We start from the raw sequence: 19,063 nt of genomic DNA, 5'->3' as shown, positions 1-19,063 counted from the left end.
GCATGGCCATTGACCGCCGCAATCTGAAAGTGCTCGCCAACTTCTGCTCGGCTGCCGCCGACGCCATGGCGTTCACTCTGATGCGCACCGCGCACTCCGCCTTCGTCAAGGAGACTGAGGACTTTTCCTGCCAGATCGTCACGCGCGAAGGACTGGCCTTTGCCAATCCTCGGCAGTTCGGGGCGCCGTGGTATAGCGGCATCGACTATGCGCCGCTGTTGTCGATGTTCGACGATTATGCCGAAGGCGACATCTGCCTGACCAACGACCCCTATAGCGGCTTTGTTGCCACGCATTCGCCGGATATCCATGTCTGGAAGCCAGTGTTCTTCGAGGGCAGGATCGCCTGCTTCGTCGTCGGCCATATCCACAATACCGATGTCGGTGGCGCCGTCCCGGCCTCGCTGTCGCGTTCGCTCAGGGAGATCGAGCAGGAGGGCCTGCGCATTCCGCCGGTCAAGCTGGTCCAGAACGGCGTGATCAACCGCTTTGTCGAGGAGATGATCCGCGTCAATGTCCGGCTTCCGGATCAAAACCTCGGCGACCTGCACGCCCAGATCGCCTCGCTGAATGTCGGTGAGCGCAAGATCGGCGACATTATCCGCCGCTTCGGCTTCGATGCGTTCATGGAAGGCGTCGACCAGATCCTCGACTATGCCGAGGCACAGACCCGGCAGATCCTGTCGGGCGTGCCCGACGGTGATTACTTCTTTGCCGACTATGCCGACGAGGACGCCGTCAGCGGCAAGCCCTGCCGCGTGGCGCTGACGCTGAAGATCCGCGGTGACGAGGTCATCCTCGACTATACCGGATCCGACCCGCAACTCGGATCGTCACTTAACATGCCGACCGGAGGGCGCGAGCGCCATCCGCTGGTGATGGTTGGTCTGACCTATGTTCTCTACACGCTCGACAACAGCCTGCTGCTAAACGCCGGCACGCTGCGCCCTGCCCGCGCCGTGCTGCCGGAAGGCACGATCGTCAACTGCACGCGTCCGGCTGCGGTCGGCATGCGTTCGCTGACTTGTGCCATGACGCAGATCGTCACGCTGGGCGCCTTCGTGCAGGCTATTCCGGATCTGATGCCGGCTGCCTCGCCCGGCGGTAATGCGATCATGAACGTCAAGACCAGCGCGAGAAACGGTCGCCCGGTCATGGCGTCCATCGGCCCGGTCGGCGGCGGCGGCGGCGGGGCGCCCGGTTCCGATGGCAGCGATGGCGCTGGCGGGGCAACCGGCTTTCTGCGCAATACGCCGATCGAGATCAGCGAAGCCGAGGTGCCGATCCGCTTCCTGCGTTATGGCCTGGAAGCCGATACCGGCGCACCGGGGCGCTATCGCGGCGGCCTGTCGGCGGTGATGGAATTCGAGATTTCTGCGCCCGAAACCGTGGTGACGGCGCGCAACCGCAATCGCTCGATCATGTCAGGGTGGGGCGTCAACGGCGCGCAGCCCGGCACGGTGTCGCGCTTCCTGCGCAACCCTGGCCGCGAGGATGAAGTCTCGCTCGGCAATACCGATGTGGTCCATTGCGGCCCCGGTGACGTCATCCGCGTCATCGGCCCGGGTGCGGGCGGCTACGGCGATCCGTTCACCCGGGCGCCGGAACTGGTGCTGGCCGATATCCGCAAGGGTGCGGTCTCCATAAAGAGCGCGGCGGACGACTATGGTGTCGTCCTCAAGGACCGCATTGTCGATATCACGGCGACCGCAGAAAGGCGCGCAGCACGGCCGATCTCGACCGAGATCATCACCCACGGCGCGGAGCGCAGGGCGTTCGAAGCTGTCTGGACGGAAGAGCGCTACCAGAATCTCACCGACTTCCTCGCTTCAGCTCCGATCGGATGGCGCTTTTTTCTCAAGCACCGGACCTTTGAGGCCGTCGACAAGCTCAAGGCCGACCCGCGTCCCGTTGCCGAGCAGATGCAAGGCATCTTTGCCGAGATGCGTGGACGCTACGAAATCTGATGCCGGTTCTCGCGGGTGCTTCGAGCCCATTCGGCACCACGATAAGATGTTTCCCTGCCCTGCTCTCAGGCGCAGCAAACGAATTGACTGCCGATCGTAGGCAGAACAGGAGAAACGTTGGCGGCAGGCATGTCTGACAACGCATGCTGCTCGTCTGTTGCCGGTAGCCTGTCCCAAAAGCATTGCAAGGATGCGTCATGACACTCAGTTTCGATCCGGATACGATCTCCCTGCCAATTGGCCACTACCTCGGTGGGCAGTTCGTTGCGGCCGCAGGCGCAATCGACATGCACCGTCCATCCGACGGCAATGCCTATGCCGGTTGCCCCGTCGCCGATGAAGCAATCGTCGATCAGGCTGTGCAGACAGCCAGGACGGCGCTGAAGACAAGCAACTGGGGTGGCGTTCGCCCCCGCGAGCGTACGCGCATCATGCAGCGCTGGGCCGATCTGATCGAGGCCAAGGCCGAGACGCTCGCCAAGCTCGAGGCCCTCTCCTCGACACGGCCGGTCGGCCATCTGGTGGCAGGCGATATCGCCATAACCGCCGAGCAGATCCGCTTCTTTGCCGAATTCGCCGACAAGGAAGGCAGCGACCTCGTGCCGACCGACGATGCGAGCTTCGGCATGATAGTCACCGAACCTTATGGCGTCGTCGGTGCGATCACGCCGTGGAATTTTCCGGTCTCAATGGCTGCGTGGAAGCTCGGCCCTGCCCTTGCCGCCGGCAATGCCGTCGTCCTCAAGCCATCCGAGATGACGCCATTTTCCTCAATCTACCTCGCGCAATTGGCTGCCGAGGCTGGCATGCCCGCCGGCCTGATCAACATCGTGCTCGGCGATGGCCAGACCACAGGCAATGCGATCACCGGCCACCCCGACATCGCCAAGGTGAGCTTCACGGGTTCGACCGCTGCAGGCTCAGCGATCATGGGCAACGTCGCGCGCACGGGCGTCAAGCCGATGACGCTGGAGCTTGGCGGCAAGAGCCCGCAACTGGTCTTTGCCGATGCGGATCTGAAAAAATCGGCAACGGCGATCGCCCAGAGCATCCTTTCCAACGCCGGCCAGGCCTGTGTCGCGGGCTCGCGACTGATCGTCGAAGCCAGCGTCGCCGACGAGGTCGTCGCGCTGATCCTGAACGAAATGAGATCCGTCCGCGCCGGGCCGACCTGGGATGTCGCGAGCCAGTATTCACCGATCATCTCCGAGCGGCAGCGGGACCGGATCGACAACATCGTCCAGGCTGCAGTCGCAGCCGGGGGTGAATGCCTGATCGGTGGTGGCCCGATGGACGGCGACGGCTATTTCTACGCGCCGACGCTGATCGCCAATGTCGGCCAGACGTCACCTGCAGTCACCGAGGAAATCTTCGGCCCGGTGCTGACGATGCAGACCTTCTCAACCGATGACGAGGCCATGGCGCTGGCCGATCACCCGATCTACGGCCTGGCTGCCGGCCTCTTCACCCGCGATCTCTCTCGGGCCATCCGCCTTTCGCGGGATATCCAGGCCGGAACGGTCTGGATCAATCGCTATGGCCGCTCGCGTGACCACATCCTGCCAACCGGCGGCTACAAGCGCTCCGGCATCGGCAAGGATCTCGGCCGTGACGCCTATCTCGCCAATCGCAAGAGCAAGAGCGTGCTCATCAGCCTCTGACATCGGAAGGTGCCTTTCATGAACAGCTATTCCATCGCCCTGATCCCCGGTGACGGTATCGGTCGCGACGTGATCTCGTCCGCCTGGTCCGTGCTGCAGGCTGTCGCAGACACCTCGGGTTTCGCATTGAAGTCGACCGAATTCCCGTGGTCTTGCGCCTTCTACAAGGAAACCGGCGCCATGATGCCGGCCGATGGTATCGAGACCCTGCGTGGCTTCGACGCCATTCTGCTCGGAGCAGTCGGCTGGCCGGCCGAAGTGCCTGACTCCGTTTCGCTGCACGGGCTGCTGCTGCCGATCCGCAAGGCCTTCGTGCAATATGCCAATATCCGCCCGCACCGCTTGCTGCCGGGTGTCGAGGGGCCGCTGAAGTCGGAGAATTTCGACATTCTCTGCATTCGCGAAAACACCGAGGGCGAGTATTCCAGCGCCGGCGGCCGCGTGCACCAGGGAACGGCGGACGAAGTGGCGGTCGAGACCTCGGTCTTCACCCGCAAGGGCGTCGAACGCATTCTTCGCTTCGGCTTCGAACAGGCGCGCACCCGTCGCGGCAAGCTCGCCTCCGTCACCAAGTCGAACGCGCAGAAATATACGATGGTGTTCTGGGATGACATCACCCACAAGCTCGCTGCCGAATATCCCGACGTCGAGGTCACGAGCTACCACATCGACGCCATGGCGGCGCGAATGGTGATGGCGCCGGAAAGCCTCGACGTTATCGTGGCGTCCAATCTGTTCGGCGACATCCTCACCGATCTCGGCGCCGCCATTCAAGGCGGCCTCGGCTTTGCGGCATCCGCCAACATCAACCCCGATCGCAGTGCGCCGTCTATGTTTGAGCCGGTGCATGGCTCGGCCCCCGATATTGCCCATCTCGGGATTGCAAATCCCATCGCGACCATGTGGTCGGCTGCGATGATGCTGGAGCATCTCGGAGAGAAAGGCGCTGCGGCGCTGATCATGGCGGCGCTCGAAAAGACCACCGCCGGCGGCATCGGCGCCGTGCCCGGCCGCGACAAGACCGAAACCATCACCGCTGCCGTGCTTGCAGCGCTTTCCTGACATCTCGAGGACATCACATGCAGAACCTGAAGGATCGCGATCTTCTGAAGCAGCAGGACCTCGTCGGCGGACAATGGATCGACGCCGCCTCGGGCAAGACCGTCAACGTGATCGATCCGGCAACACAGGCCGCGATCGGCACCGTACCCGACATGGGTGGCGAGGATACCCGCGCCGCAATCGATGCCGCCAATGCGGCCTTTCCTGCGTGGAAAAAGAAGACCCATGCCGAGCGGGCCGCCCTGCTCGAGGCCTGGTACGCCCTGATGATCGCCCATGTGGACGATCTCGGCCTTATCCTGACGGCCGAACAGGGCAAGCCGCTCGACGAGGCGCGCGGCGAGATCCGCTATGGTGCATCCTTCGTCAAATGGTTTGCCGAGGAAGCGCGCCGCATCAACGGCCATACGATCCCCTCGCCAACGCCGGATCGCAAGATCGTCATCCTGAAGGAGCCGGTCGGCGTCTGCGGCATCATCACCCCGTGGAACTTCCCCAATGCGATGATCACCCGCAAGGTTGCGCCGGCACTGGCCGCCGGCTGCACCGTCGTCATCAAGCCATCGGAATTCACCCCTTACTCCGCCTTGGCGCTTGGCGTTCTCGCCGAGCGCGCCGGCATCCCCGCCGGCGTCATCAACATCGTCACGGGCATGCCGACCGAGATCGGCAACGAGTTGATGGCCAATGAAACAGTGCGCAAGATCTCCTTCACCGGCTCGACGCGTGTCGGCTCTCTGCTGATGCGCGGCGCCTCCGACAGCGTCAAGCGGCTGTCGCTCGAACTCGGCGGCAATGCGCCCTTCATCGTCTTCGACGACGCCGACCTCGATCTCGCTGTCGAGGGGGCGCTGGTTTCGAAGTTTCGCAATGGCGGCCAGACCTGTGTCTGCGCCAACCGCCTTCTGGTCCAGTCGGGCATCTATGAGACTTTTGCAAACAAGCTTGCCGCCCGCGTCAACACGATGAAGGTCGGCCCCGGCACCGAGGCTGGCGTCTCGATCGGGCCGATGATCAATGCAGCGGCGATCGGCAAGATCAACCGCCATGTCGAGGATGCGCTGGCCAAGGGTGCGAAGATCGCCAGCATCAAGGCTGACCTGCCGGAGGGGCCGCAATACACGGCGCCCGTCGTGCTGACCGGCGCGACGACCGATATGCTGTTGGCCGCCGAGGAAACCTTCGGCCCGGTGGCGCCGCTGTTTCGCTTCGAGACTGAGGAAGAAGCAATCGAGATTGCCAATGGCACCCCCTTCGGGTTGGCCGCCTATTTCTATACCGAGAGCCTGAAGCGCTCGTGGCGGGTCGCCGAAGCGCTGGAGTTCGGCATGGTCGGCCTCAATACTGGTGCGATCTCGACGGAAGTCGCGCCGTTTGGCGGCGTCAAGCAATCCGGTCTTGGCCGCGAAGGCGCTCAGGCCGGCATCGACGAATATCTGGAAATGAAGAGCTTCCATATCGGTGGGCTGGCATAGGCTGCCAGCAGATGCAGCCGGACAGAAAAAGGGTGGCGAACCGGACGTTCACCACCCTTTTTCGCATCGTGCCCTGGGAGGCGCTTACTGGATCTTGTCGAGCATCTTGTAATACATGCCGACCAGCGGCAGGAACCACGGCTTGCCGAAATGTCCGGGAACCGCTGGCCATTCGAGCCCTTTGAGCGGATTTCGGTCTGGCTTGCCGAGCATCGTATCGGCCATGATCATGCCCAGATGGGTCGAAAGCTGGGCACCGTGGCCGGAATAGCCCATCGCATACCAGGAACCGTCCACCTGGCCGGCCCTCGGGTAGCGGTCCTTGGTCATGTCGACCAGCCCGCCCCAGCAATAGTCGATCTCGACCTTGGCAAGTTGCGGGAAGATCTGGGCAAGACTTTCCCGCAGGGTCTCGCCGCTCTTTGCATCCGAGCGTTGATCGGACGTGCCCGAGAAGCGTGCACGACCACCGAAGATCAGGCGATTATCCGGCGACAGCCGGAAATAGTTGCCGATGTTCATCGTGTTGACGCAGGTGCGGTTGCCGGGCATCGCCGCTGCCACTTCTGTGTCGGTCAGCGGGCGCGTCGCGATCAGGAAGCTGCCGACAGCAATGATGCGGCGGCGGAAATAGCTGAAATTACGCGTGGTATAGGCTCCCGTCGCGACCAGAACCTGATCGGCCGTCACGCCACCGCGCGCTGTCGTCAGACTATGCTTGCCAACGTTCTTTCCCTGCGCGGTCACTGCCGCGTTTTCGAAGATCGTTGCGCCATGACGATGTGCTGCCTCAGCCAGGCCGACGACGTAGCGCCCCATGTGCATCATGGCGCTCTTCTTGGAGAGCATGGCGCCGTGAAACGGCGAGCCGATCTCGCCCTTCAGGTCGCTGGCCGAGAGCAGTGCGGTATCCGGATCGACCTCGCGGTTGACCGCCTCGAAATTGCGGGCAATCGAATCGAAATGCTGCGGTTTGGAGGCGAGCTTCAGCTTGCCGGCGCGGCGGAAATTGCAGTCGATGCTCTCCTCCGCAACCAGGGCCTCGATGGTATCGACCGAATCGTCGAGTGCCTTGTAGAGCGCGATCGCCCGCTCCTTGCCGATTTCAGCCTTGGCAGAGAGGTAGCTGTGCGCAAGGCCGTTGTTGAGGTGGCCGCCATTGCGGCCGGAGGCGCCCCAGCCAACCCGTTCCGCCTCCAGCACGACAACGCGGCTGCCCGCCTTGGCGAGCTGCCGGGCTGCCGCAAGGCCGGTAAAGCCGCCGCCGATGATGGCGACGTCGTAGTGACCTTCGACAGGGCCAGCATCTGCCCCGGAAAAGACCGGAGCGGTGTCATGCCAATAGGAGACGAATTTCATCGAGGCAGCCTTTCTCAGAGACCGACAACGCCGGCCAGACCAGAAATATCGGCGATCTCGGTATAGCCGTAAAAAGGATTGGCCGGCTCGTGACCACGGTTCACCCAGACCTTGTTCTTGATGCCGAGGTCGTGCGCGGACATCAGGTCATAGCGGAACGAAGAAGAGCAGTGCAGGATATCTTCCGGACCGCAGCCCAGCATGTCGAACATGTATTCGAACGCCTGGAAGCGCGGCTTGTAGGCGTTCGCCTGTTCGGCGGTGTAGACCGCATGGAACGGTGCGCCGAGCTTTTCAACATTCGACATGATCTGCGAATTCATCGCGTTCGACAGGATGACCAGCGGGATCTCCTTTGCCACCTTGGCAAGACCGGCCGGCACATCTGCATGCGGACCCCAGGTCGGAACGCGCTCGTAGACCGTCTTCGCATCCTCGGCCCTGAAGCCGACGGCGTTGCGCTTGCAGGTCCGCTCGATGGCATTGTGTACAACGTCAGCATAGGGCTTCCAGTCGCCCATGATTTCATCGAGGCGGTAGGCAGCAAAGTTCTTGACGAACTGTTCCATGCGCGGTTCGTCAAGCTGATCGCTGTAGATATCGCGGGCAGCCTCGGCCATCTGGAAATTGATCAGCGTGCCGTAGCAGTCGAAGGTGATGTATTTCGGGCGGAACTGGCTCATGCATGTCATCCTTGCGAAAGAGCGGATCGGGTCTTGTCACGATCATATGACGGACCGGCAACATGAGCTCGGCTGAATCACCCGAACTCAAAGCAGATTGTTTCGTATCCAGCGCTTCGTTTGGCAGAGAGTTGCGGCCAGCCTGTCGAGACTGGGCCTGAAGAGCATGTTCCGGGCGCCAGAAACTGGGCACCCCGGCATAAGATGCGGCGATCCGACGAAGCAACAACGAAAGATACCGTGCCGGAAGCGGCCTTCAGACGAAACACCGGCAGCGAACAATGAGACTTGGGGCAGCAGAACAAGGACCTGCCCATGCAGACAAGTCAGATCGATCTCATCCCCTTTTGCCCTGAGCATCTCTTGGGCGCCCACGCTCTTTCGCGCCAGGCACAATGGCCGCATCGCCTCGAGGACTGGCGGCTGGTATTCGAGCTCAGCCATGGCATGGCTGCGGTGACAGACGGCAACAGGCTGGTCGGCACGATTCTCGTCACCCCCTACAAAGACGATTGTGCGACGATCAACATGGTGATCGTCGATGAGGCAATGCGCGGCCGTGGTCTTGGCCGCAAACTGATGGATGCGGCGCTATCGATCGCAGGCAAACGGCCGCTTCGTCTCGTTGCCACGGCAGAAGGCTTGCCGCTCTATCAGAAGCTCGGCTTCGAGGAGACGGCAACCGTCGCGCAGCATCAAGGCACCGTCGCAGCGGTCGCAATGCCGGTCGGCGTTCAGCCGGCAACCGCTGCCGACGTTTCGGCCATATGCGAACTCGATCGCGAAGCGTTCGGCGCAGACCGCTCGGAGTTGATTGCCGCCCTGACGAAAGTCGGTGAACTCGCCGTGCTTCGCGCCGACGGCGTCGTGTCCGGTTATGCGGCGCTTAGGACTTTTGGCCGCGGCGAGGTTATCGGACCCGTCGTTGCTGCGGACGCGCAAAAGGCGCGCGCGCTGACCTCGTTCTTCATGGCGCCGCGGCGGGGCGAATTCCTGCGCGTCGACACCACCACAGAAACAGGCCTCGGGAGCTGGCTTGTCGACCAGGGCCTTGCCCATGTCGGTGGCGGGATTGCCATGCGCCGGCCGAATATCCGCCCCACTGAAAATTCCAGTACCAAGACCTTCGCCCTCGCCAATCAGGCACTCGGCTGATCCGGAGACACGTATGCTCAGCAATTCACTCATCGAACTCGATCGCGCCCATCTGGTGCATCCCGTGGCCTCCTATCGCGGCCATGAAAAGCAAGGCGTCCGGGTGATCAAGTCCGCCTCGGGCGCGACCGTCACCGATGCTTCAGGTCACCAGCTGATTGACGGATTTGCCGGCCTTTGGTGCGTCAATGCCGGCTATGGCCACGAAAGCATCGTCGAGGCCGCCGCCAAGCAGATGCGCGAACTGCCCTATGCGACAGCCTATTTCAGCATGGGCTCCGAGTCGGCCATCCGCCTTGCCTCGGAACTCGCCGATCGCGCGCCTGGTGATCTCAAGCATATCTATTTCACCCTCGGCGGATCGGATGCCGTCGACAGCACCATTCGCTTCGTCCGCTATTACTGGATCACCCGTGGCCAACCGCAGCGCGACCAGTTCATCTCGCTCGAGCAGGGCTATCACGGCTCGTCTACCGTCGGCGCCGGCCTGACCGCCCTGCCCGCATTTCATGCCGGCTTCGGTGTTCCATTCGATTGGCAGCATAAAATTCCGTCGCACTATGCCTATCGCAATCCTGTCGGGACCGAGCCGCATGCGATCGTAGCTGCCTCGGTCGCAGCTCTGCGCGCAAAAGTCGACGCGATTGGTGCTGATCGTGTCGCTGCCTTCTATGCCGAGCCGATCCAGGGGTCGGGCGGCGTTCTGGTTCCGCCGAATGGCTGGATGAAGGCGATGCGCGACGTCTGCAAGGAACTCGACATCCTGTTCATCGCCGACGAGGTGATCACCGGTTTCGGTCGCACCGGCCCGCTGTTTGCCTGCACGGAAGACGACATCGTTCCCGACTTCATGACCACGGCCAAGGGCCTGACCTCCGGCTACGTGCCGATGGGTGCGGTCTTCATGTCCGACCAGGTCTACAACACGATTGCCGACGGCGCCGGCGCATCGGCCATCGGCCACGGCTACACCTACTCCGCCCATCCAGTAAGTGCCGCGGTCGGCCTGGAAGTCCTGCGGCTCTATGAGAACGGCCTGCTGGAAAACGGTATCAGGGCCGGTGCCCGCCTGATGACCGGGCTGGAGAGCCTTAAGGATCATCCGTTGGTTGGCGACGTTCGCGGCCGCGGCATGCTTGCCGCCATCGAGATGGTGGTCGACAAGGACAAGAAGACCCCTCTTCCGGCTGCTGCCGAACCGGCGCGTCGCGTCTTCGACCGTGCTTGGAACAATGGTCTGGTCATCCGCGCCTTCGCCAACGGCGTGCTCGGATATGCGCCGCCGCTCTGCTGCACGGACAGCGAGATCGACGCGATTATCGAGCGTACTGCCAAGACGCTCGACGAGACGCTTGCGGATCCTGATGTCCGCGCCGCACTCGCCTGACAAATCGCAAACACGCCGGCTCCGCGACCGATGTTGAAATACCGCGGGGCTGGCATATTCGGAATTTTGTGCCGCGTTGCCTCTCGTTTTCGGAGAATACAGCGCGCCACACCTGCCACACTGGAGCCATCAGAGAGCGACAATACCTGAAAAACAGGGTTTTTTGACGGAAACTACGGTGCGTTCGCTGTCGAAGAAAACAGAATTTTCTTCTGCAAGAGCATGCCTGACAACCGCGCGCTGAATTGGAGACATGGACTTGGTCAAGAGCCTTTCAGAATTCAAATATCTGACCTTCGATGTTGTCGGCACGCTGATCGACTTCGAAGGAGGCATCAAGCAATGCCTGTCGGAGATCGCGGCCGAGAACGGAACATCGATCGACGGTGAAGAGGCGCTGGCTCTCTATCGCGCGGCCCGCTATTCCGGTGACGCCGGTCTTTTCCCAGATGATCTGGTGCGTGTCTATCTCGTGATCGCCCCGAAGCTCGGGCTGCCGACCGAACAGACATTCGGAGAGCGCCTGCGTGATTCCGCCAAGGACTGGAAGGGCTTTCCAGACAGCGCCGAGGCACTGGCCCGCGTTGCCAGGACCTACAAGCTCGTGGCCATGACCAATGCCCGCCGCTGGGCGTTCGAACATTTCTCAAGCGCGCTCGGCAATCCTTTTTATGCCTCTTTCACGGCAGACGATACCGGCACGGAAAAGCCCGACCCGGCCTTCTTCCACAAGGTCTTCGACTTCGTCGCTACGGAAGGAAGCTCCAAGGACGACATCCTGCATGTGGCGCAGAGCCAGTACCACGATATCGGCATTTCCCGCGAGCTCGGCATGACCAATTGCTGGATCGAACGTCGGCACGCCCAGAAGGGATACGGCGGCACCATCGAGCCCGCTGAGTTTACCACGCCTGACTACCACTTCACCGCGATGGCTGGCCTCGCCGATGCCGTGGAAACACAGAACGCCTGACGCGCAATCAGATCCGAACAAAAAAACCGCATAAGACGGTTGGTTCGCCAAACCTAACGAAAAGGGGAATGAAATGAGCGACAAGACTATGAATTGGACCAAGTCCGACGACAGCATGGTCGAAAATGCCATCCGCCGCGGGGCGACCCGTCGCGAATTGCTGCACCTGATGCTGGCAGGCGGCGTTGCGATGTCCGCAGGCGGCGTCATCCTCGGCCGCGCCACCAACGCCGTCGCGGCCACGCCGGTCGCAGGCGGCGCGCTGAAGGCTGCCGGCTGGTCGTCGTCGACCGCCGATACACTCGACCCTGCCAAGGCATCGCTTTCGACCGACTACGTCCGCTGCTGCTCGTTCTACAACCGGCTGACTTTCCTCGACGCTTCCGCGGTACCGCAGATGGAACTTGCCGAGTCCGTCGAGTCGAAGGACGCGAAGACCTGGACCGTGAAGCTGCGTTCCGGCGTCACCTTCCATGATGGTAAATCCCTGACCGCAGCCGACGTCATCTTCTCGCTAAAGCGCCATCTTGATCCGGCCGTCGGCTCCAAGGTCGCGAAGATTGCCGCGCAGATGACCGGTTTCAAGGCAGTGGATCCGTTGACCGTGGAGATCGATCTGGCAACGCCGAACGCCGACCTTCCGACCATCCTTGCTATGCACCACTTCATGATCGTTGCCGACGGCACCACCGATTTCTCCAACGCCAACGGCACCGGCGCCTTCGTGCGCGAAGTGTTCGAGCCGGGCGTTCGCTCCATCGGCCTGAAGAACAAGAACTACTGGAAGCGCGGCCCGAACGTCGACTCGTTCGAATTTTTCGCCATCAGCGAAGACAATGCTCGCGTCAACGCGCTTCTCTCGGGCGACATCCATCTTGCGGCCTCTATCAACCCGCGCTCGATGCGCCTGATCGACAGCCAGACCGGCTTCGTTCTGTCGCAGTCGACCTCCGGCAACTATACCAATCTCAACATGCGCATGGACATGGCGCCGGGGAACAAGAAAGACTTCATCGATGGCATGAAGTATCTCGTCAACCGCGAGCAGATCGTCAAATCGGCCCTGCGTGGCCTCGGTGAGGTCGCCAACGACCAGCCGGTTTCGTCCGCCAACTTTTACCATAATGCCGACCTGAAGGCGAAGGCCTTTGATCCGGACAAGGCGAAGTTCCTGTTCGAGAAGGCGGGTGTGCTCGGCCAGTCAATCCCGGTCATCGCATCGGAAGCCGCGACGTCGTCGATCGATATGGCGATGATCATCCAGGCCGCAGGCGCAGAGATCGGCATGAAGCTTGACGTTCAGCGCGTACCGGCAGACGGCTACTGGGACAATTACTGGCTGAAGGCGCCGATCCATTTCGGCAACATCAACCCGCGCCCGACGCCCGATATCCTGTTCTCGCTGCTCTACACCTCGGAAGCCCCCTGGAACGAGAGCCAGTACAAATCGCCGAAATTCGACAAGATGATGCTCGAAGCCCGCGGCTCGCTCGACCAGGCCAAGCGCAAGGAACTCTACAACGAGATGCAGGTGATGATCTCCGAAGAGGCTGGAACCATCATCCCTGCCTACATCTCGAACGTCGACGCGATCACCGAGAAGCTCAAAGGCCTGGAAGCAAATCCGCTCGGCGGCATGATGGGTTACGCCTTCGCAGAAAATGTCTGGCTTGAAGCCTGATCAAAGCGGACCGGGGGGATTTTCACCCCCGGTCCGCAGTCCATCTGCGCTATAGTCCATTCATCGAACGCCGAAGGGAGCTCGTACTTGAACACTCGGGTCCTATCCCTTGTCATGAGCAGGCTGCTCATCGCCCTGATCACGCTGATCATCGTCTCAATTGCTGTTTTTCTGGCCACTGCAATGCTGCCCGGTGATACGGCGACCATTCTGCTCGGCCAGGCTGCGACGCCCGAGGCGGTCGAAGGGCTGCGCAAGGCCATGCATCTCGACGAGCCGGCTCTGTTTCGTTTCGTTCGCTGGGTTTTCGGCCTGCTGCAAGGTGACCTCGGCAAGTCCTACGCCAATGACATGCCGGTTGCACAGCTGATCGGCGACCGTCTCGTCGCCTCGATGAAGCTTGCCGGCATCACTGCCCTGTTTTCCGTTCCCGTTGCACTGGTGCTCGGCATCACGTCGGCGATGATGCGCGGATCCGTCTATGATCGCATCGTCACTGTGATCACGATCGGCGTCATCTCGGTGCCCGAATTCATGGTCGCGACATCGGCTGTCCTGCTCTTTGCCGTCTATCTGAAGTGGCTTCCGGCGCTGTCGCTGGCCAATGAAGTTCATTCGCTGTCAGACATTCTCAGGGTCTATGCAATGCCGGTCATCACCCTAACGTTCGTGGTCTCGGCGCAGATGATCCGGATGACGCGTGCCGCCGTCGTCGAGACGCTCGACACGCCCTATGTCGAGATGGCACTGCTCAAGGGCGCGTCGCGCCGGCGGATCGTCATGAAGCATGCACTTCCCAATGCGCTCGGCCCGATCGTCAATGCCATGGCCCTGTCACTCTCCTACCTTCTGGGCGGGGTGATCATCGTCGAGACGATTTTCAACTATCCCGGCGTCGCCAAGCTAATGGTCGATGCCGTCGCAACCCGTGACCTGCCGCTCATGCAGAGCTGCGCGATGATCTTCTGCCTTGGTTACCTGGTACTGATCACCGCTGCAGACATCATTGCCATTCTGTCCAATCCGAGGCTTCGATGACACAAATCACTTCGGCAAAGATCCGCGGCTCTGTTTTCGGCTACCGTTTCAATCTGGTTGGCGTGATCGGCCTGTCGATCATCCTGTTCTGGGTGGTCGTTGCCATTCTGGCGCCGCTGATCATCCCCTATCCGGTGGGCGAGATCGCCGACTTCGATTATTTCGGACCGATGAGCTCGCAGTTCTGGATGGGTTCGGATTATCTGGGCCGCGACATGACCTCGCGCATCCTAATGGGCGCTCGCTATACCGTCGGCATTTCGCTCGCAGCCGTGGCGATCTCCTGCTTTACCGGCGTTGTTCTCGGGATGATCTCGGCGGTCGCCGGTGGCTGGCTCGATACCATCCTCAGCCGCCTGCTGGACGCCTTGAACTCGATCCCGAGCAAGCTCTTCGGGCTTGTCGTCGTGGCCGCGGTCGGCTCGTCGATCCCGGTGCTGATCATCACGCTGTCGGTCATCTACATTCCCGGCGCCTACCGCTTCGCACGGGCGCTTGCGGTCAACATCAATGCCATGGATTTCGTCACTGTCGCGCGCGTTCGTGGCGAGAACATCTTCTATCTGATCCGTGCAGAGATCCTGCCGGGTATCCTCGGCCCGGTGCTGGCCGACCTTGGATTGCGTTTCGTCTTCATCGTCCTCCTGCTCTCCGGCCTGTCGTTTCTCGGGCTCGGCGTGCAACCGCCTTACGCGGATTGGGGCGCCCTGGTGCGCGAGAATATCGGCGGCCTGCCCTTCGGTGCGCCCGCAGTGATCTTCCCGTCACTGGCCATCGCCAGCCTGACGATCAGCGTCAACCTGCTGATCGACAACCTGCCCAAGAAGATCAGAGACAGGAACGCATGATGGTCAACCTCGTCGAAATTCGTGACCTGAAGGTCGAAGCCACCACCGACTCGGGCCGCAAGATCGAGATCATCAAGGGCGTCAGCATAGACATCGCCGAAGGCGAGATCGTCGCGTTGATCGGCGAAAGCGGCTCGGGCAAGACCACCATCGCGTTGACGCTGATGGGTCATGCGAGACCGGGATGTCGCATCAGCGGCGGCAGTGTCATGCTGAACGGCAAGGACATGGTGACGCTCACCGAAAAGCAGCGCGCCTCGGTCCGCGGCACCGATGTTGCCTATGTGCCGCAGAGCGCAGCAGCAGCGTTCAACCCGGCTGCGACGATCATGGACCAGGTCATCGAGGTGACGCGTATCCACAAGTTAAGTTCGCCTGAACACTCGCGAATCCGCGCGAAGGAGCTGTTCAGGGCGTTGTCTCTGCCCAATCCGGACACGATCGGCGACCGATATCCACACCAGGTATCCGGTGGCCAGTTGCAGCGTCTGGCCGCCGCCATGGCACTGATGGGCGATCCGAAACTCGTCATCTTCGACGAACCGACGACGGCCCTCGACGTCACCACCCAGATCGAGGTGCTGCGCGCCTTCAAGTCGGTGATGCGCAAGGGTGGCATCGCCGGTGTCTATGTCTCGCACGATCTTGCCGTCGTCGCGCAGATCGCCGACCGCATTGTCGTTCTCAAGGGCGGAGAGGTGCAGGAAGTCGGCACGACCACGGAGATCGTCTCGGATGCGAAACACCCTTACACCCGCGAACTCATTGCCGCTTTCGAACCGCAGGCACGAATCGCGGCAACCGACGGGGCGCCAGCACTGCGGCCGTTGCTCGAGATCGAGACGCTGTTTGCCGGGTATGGGCCGATACAGGCAAACGGCCTTCCCCTGGTGACCGCTGTCGATAGCGTCAGCCTGAAAGTTGAGAAGGGCCGCAACCTCGGTATCATCGGTGAATCGGGCTGCGGAAAATCCACGCTTGCCCGAACGATTGCCGGCATCCTGCCTGCCGTCTCCGGCAATGTCATCCTCGATGGCGGGGAGCTGGCACGCGGCGCGCGCGAACGAACGCGCGACCAGCTGCGCGAGATGCAGATCGTCTTTCAATACGCCGATACCGCACTCAATCCGTCAAAGTCGATCGAGGATATCCTCGGCCGCCCCCTCGCCTTCTATCATGGCATGGCGTCGAAGGCGCGATCTGCGCGGATCAATCAACTGCTCGACATGGTGCAACTGCCGCAGTCTGTGCGCCATCGCCGCCCGGGCGAGCTCTCCGGCGGCCAGAAGCAGCGCGTCAACTTCGCCCGCGCGCTGGCAGCCGATCCGAAGCTGATCCTCTGCGATGAAATCACCTCGGCACTCGATACGGTGGTGGCTGCGGCGGTGATCGAACTGCTCAAGGAATTGCAGCGCGAGCTCGGCCTCTCCTACATCTTCATCAGCCACGACCTGTCGGTCGTGGAAGCCATCTGCGACGAGATCGTGGTGATGTATGGCGGCAGGAAAGTCGAACAGATCACGCCGGCGCGACTGCAGGCGCCACAGCACCCCTATTCGCAACTGCTGTTCTCGTCCGTGCCGAAGCTCGACCCGACCTGGCTGGACAGCCTGCAGCAGGATCCGGAACTGGTCAGGGCCTATTGCCGGCACTGAACAATGTCGCCGGCAGCCGCTAGACGGCCCCTGATGGCAACGTACATCAGCGGGATTTAGAGCGGAAACAAGCTCGTCAGCGGCATGTGTGCCTTGACGATCGGCGATTTCAGCACGACGAAACTGAAATACTTGTCGATGCCGATTTCCATGTCGGTCAGGCGTTCCATGATCGTCTGGTATTCGCCGATCCCAGCAGTGACGAACTTCAGTAGATAGTCGTAACCACCCGAGACGAGATGGCACTCGATCACCTGGTCAACCTTCTCGACCGCGGCAAGAAAGCGCGCAAAGTCGATCTGTCGATGGTTCTTGAGGGTGATCTCGGTGAAGACCGTCAGCGTCTGGCCAAGCTTGCCGACATTGATCTGCGCCGAATAGCCGTCGATGTAGCCTTCCGACTGCAGCTTCTTGACGCGCATGAGGCATGGGCTTGGTGACAGGTTGACGAGATCGGCCAGTTCCACATTGGTGATGCGGCCGTTCTTCTGCAATTCGTAGAGGATCTTGATGTCGATCCGGTCGAGTTTCATGGTCGGCCTGCCGCGTTTGATCTGCCGGTATAACAGCAGCATAAAATGCTGATGTTTCCAGATTGCAGCTTAGCACATAGGTCTTGCGTGTCTATCCGCAGGCGAAATACTCCATGAAGCATAATGATTTGCAAAACGACATGATGACAGAACGAAATGCTGGGCTATCCGAAATTGCGGTGACGCTTCCGGACGGGAGCGGCTAGAATGTCGGTTCATTCCGGAGAGATGGACAATGCCCGCACCGCTGACCCATATCGAGACCAATCAGGCCCTTCCAAGCTCGGCTGACGTCGTGGTGATCGGCGGCGGCATCGTCGGCGTTTTCACCGCATATTATCTCGCCCGACGCGGCATCAAGGTGGCATTGATCGAAAAAGGCAGGATCGGCGCCGAGCAATCGAGCCGGAACTGGGGATGGTGCCGCCAGCAGAACCGCGACGCCCGCGAATTGCCGATGGCGACCAAGAGCCTCGACCTCTGGGAACGCTTCGCCGCCGAGAGCGGCGAAGATGCCGGGTTCAGGCGCTGCGGCCTGCTTTATCTGAGCAATGACGAGGCGGAACTGGCGGGCTGGGCGCGCTGGCGCGACTTCGCAAGCACGGTCGACGTCACCACACATATGTTGTCCGGTGCCGAAGCAAGCGAACGTGCTCGCGCCACGGGAAAGCAATGGAAGGGCGGCGTCTTCTCGCCCTCCGACGGCACCGCCGATCCCGCCAACGCCGCACCTGCCGTGGCACGCGCTTTGATCAAGCTCGGTGGCAGCGTCCATCAGATGTGTGCCGCCCGCGGCATCGAGACGGAGGCCGGGCATCTCAGTGCCGTGGTCACCGAAAAGGGGACGATCCGGACCCGGAGCGCCGTCATGGCGGGCGGTGCCTGGGCGTCGTCCTTCTGCCGGCAGCTCGGCATTCGCTTTCCGCAGGCCGCTATCCGCTCGTCGATCTTGTCGGTCTCGGCGCCGACCGAGAGCCTGCCCGATGCACTTCATACCGCTGCCATCTCGGCCACCCGGCGTGGCGATGGCGGCTATACGCTGGCGATCAGCGGCCGCGGTCGCGTCGATCCGACAGTGCAGCAGTTCCGCTTTGCCCCGCAATTCCTGCCCATGTTCCTGCGCCGCTGGCGCAGCCTTGCGCCCGGCGGCCTGGAAGGCATCCGATCGGGTCACGAGAGCCTGGCACGCTGGCACCTCGACCAGCCGACGCCGATGGAGCGGATGCGCATCTTGGACCCGGCGACTGATCAGGCAACAATCCGCCTCACCCACGGCCGCGCCCTCGAGCTGTTGCCGGCGCTCCGCAGCACCAGGATCACCGCAAGCTGGGCCGGCTATGTCGACAGCACCCCGGATGGCGTACCGGGGATCGGTGAGATCGCCAGCGTGCCCGGCTTCATCCTGGCCGCCGGATTCAGCGGTCATGGCTTCGGCATCGGCCCGGGCGCGGGCCACCTGATCGCCGATCTGGTCACCGCTGACGATCCGATCGTCGATCCGAAGCCCTACCATCCGGACCGTTTCGAAAAATCCGCCTGGGGCAACGTCGCAGAATTCTGAGGCGACACCGGAGCCTGTGAACACC

At 61.8% G+C, this 19,063-nt stretch carries 15 protein-coding genes; 12 read left to right on the top strand and 3 right to left on the bottom strand.

Translation table 11 applies throughout. The features are described 5' to 3' along the window. Nucleotides 1-2 precede the first annotated feature (2 nt). The 4 genes from AC1DMK_RS12605 to AC1DMK_RS12590 all read left to right on the top strand — a co-directional run bounded on the left by AC1DMK_RS12605 (nucleotide 3) and on the right by AC1DMK_RS12590 (nucleotide 6,165). Nucleotides 3-1,967, top strand: coding sequence for a hydantoinase B/oxoprolinase family protein (locus tag AC1DMK_RS12605; protein WP_477859372.1), 1,965 nt, complete (start codon nucleotides 3-5; stop codon nucleotides 1,965-1,967). A gap of 197 nt (nucleotides 1,968-2,164) precedes the next feature. Further along, nucleotides 2,165-3,628 (top strand): aldehyde dehydrogenase family protein, encoded by a 1,464-nt coding sequence (locus tag AC1DMK_RS12600; RefSeq protein WP_477859370.1) that lies wholly within the window; start codon nucleotides 2,165-2,167, stop codon nucleotides 3,626-3,628. Nucleotides 3,629-3,646: 18 nt separating this feature from the next. Continuing rightward, nucleotides 3,647-4,690 carry a tartrate dehydrogenase gene (locus AC1DMK_RS12595; protein WP_477859368.1) on the top strand — a complete coding sequence of 348 codons (1,044 nt, stop codon included), beginning with the start codon at nucleotides 3,647-3,649 and terminating at the stop codon, nucleotides 4,688-4,690. 17 nt (nucleotides 4,691-4,707) lie between these two features. Beyond that, nucleotides 4,708-6,165 carry an NAD-dependent succinate-semialdehyde dehydrogenase gene (locus AC1DMK_RS12590; protein ID WP_477859366.1) on the top strand — a complete coding sequence of 486 codons (1,458 nt, stop codon included), beginning with the start codon at nucleotides 4,708-4,710 and terminating at the stop codon, nucleotides 6,163-6,165. Between the two features lie 84 nt (nucleotides 6,166-6,249). Here the strand turns inward: AC1DMK_RS12590 and AC1DMK_RS12585 are convergent, their stop codons facing one another. Further along, entirely contained in the window at nucleotides 6,250-7,524 is a 1,275-nt protein-coding gene (locus AC1DMK_RS12585; RefSeq protein ID WP_477859364.1) for an NAD(P)/FAD-dependent oxidoreductase, read from the bottom strand. A gap of 14 nt (nucleotides 7,525-7,538) precedes the next feature. Next, nucleotides 7,539-8,207, bottom strand: coding sequence for a haloacid dehalogenase type II (locus tag AC1DMK_RS12580; protein ID WP_477859362.1), 669 nt, complete (start codon nucleotides 8,205-8,207; stop codon nucleotides 7,539-7,541). A gap of 315 nt (nucleotides 8,208-8,522) precedes the next feature. Here AC1DMK_RS12580 and AC1DMK_RS12575 point away from each other — a divergent pair, with 315 nt between their 5' ends. From AC1DMK_RS12575 to AC1DMK_RS12545, 7 genes are all read left to right on the top strand, one after another. Further along, a complete protein-coding gene (locus AC1DMK_RS12575) occupies nucleotides 8,523-9,362 on the top strand; it encodes a GNAT family N-acetyltransferase (RefSeq protein ID WP_477859360.1) in 840 nt (279 codons plus the stop codon). A gap of 13 nt (nucleotides 9,363-9,375) precedes the next feature. Further along, complete coding sequence (locus AC1DMK_RS12570) at nucleotides 9,376-10,749, top strand: aminotransferase class III-fold pyridoxal phosphate-dependent enzyme (protein WP_477859358.1); 1,374 nt, start codon at nucleotides 9,376-9,378, stop codon at nucleotides 10,747-10,749. Between the two features lie 259 nt (nucleotides 10,750-11,008). Beyond that, on the top strand, nucleotides 11,009-11,722 hold the full coding sequence (locus AC1DMK_RS12565) for an HAD-IA family hydrolase (protein ID WP_477859356.1): 714 nt from the start codon (nucleotides 11,009-11,011) through the stop codon (nucleotides 11,720-11,722). A 73-nt stretch (nucleotides 11,723-11,795) separates the two neighbouring features. Beyond that, nucleotides 11,796-13,403: an ABC transporter substrate-binding protein gene (locus AC1DMK_RS12560; protein WP_477859354.1), complete on the top strand. Its 1,608-nt coding sequence runs from the start codon at nucleotides 11,796-11,798 to the stop codon at nucleotides 13,401-13,403. Nucleotides 13,404-13,490: 87 nt separating this feature from the next. Continuing rightward, entirely contained in the window at nucleotides 13,491-14,441 is a 951-nt protein-coding gene (locus tag AC1DMK_RS12555) for an ABC transporter permease (RefSeq protein WP_037066090.1), read from the top strand. Beyond that, on the top strand, nucleotides 14,438-15,289 hold the full coding sequence (locus AC1DMK_RS12550; RefSeq protein WP_477859352.1) for an ABC transporter permease: 852 nt from the start codon (nucleotides 14,438-14,440) through the stop codon (nucleotides 15,287-15,289). Before AC1DMK_RS12555 ends, AC1DMK_RS12550 begins: the two co-directional genes overlap by 4 nt. Then, nucleotides 15,289-16,944 carry an ABC transporter ATP-binding protein gene (locus tag AC1DMK_RS12545; protein WP_477859350.1) on the top strand — a complete coding sequence of 552 codons (1,656 nt, stop codon included), beginning with the start codon at nucleotides 15,289-15,291 and terminating at the stop codon, nucleotides 16,942-16,944. The genes AC1DMK_RS12550 and AC1DMK_RS12545 overlap by 1 nt, the downstream gene beginning before the upstream one ends. A gap of 56 nt (nucleotides 16,945-17,000) precedes the next feature. Here AC1DMK_RS12545 and AC1DMK_RS12540 read toward each other — a convergent pair whose 3' ends face one another. Then, nucleotides 17,001-17,477 carry an Lrp/AsnC family transcriptional regulator gene (locus AC1DMK_RS12540; protein ID WP_037066140.1) on the bottom strand — a complete coding sequence of 159 codons (477 nt, stop codon included), beginning with the start codon at nucleotides 17,475-17,477 and terminating at the stop codon, nucleotides 17,001-17,003. Nucleotides 17,478-17,712: 235 nt separating this feature from the next. On the opposite strand from AC1DMK_RS12540, the gene AC1DMK_RS12535 reads away from it, so the two are divergent. Then, entirely contained in the window at nucleotides 17,713-19,038 is a 1,326-nt protein-coding gene (locus AC1DMK_RS12535; RefSeq protein WP_477859347.1) for an NAD(P)/FAD-dependent oxidoreductase, read from the top strand. Nucleotides 19,039-19,063 lie beyond the last annotated feature (25 nt).

The sequence above is a fragment of the Rhizobium sp. 05L419 genome (genome assembly GCF_056397845.1).
The sequence above is the reverse complement of the archived record's forward strand: the minus strand, read 5'-3'. Positions and strand labels throughout refer to the sequence as shown.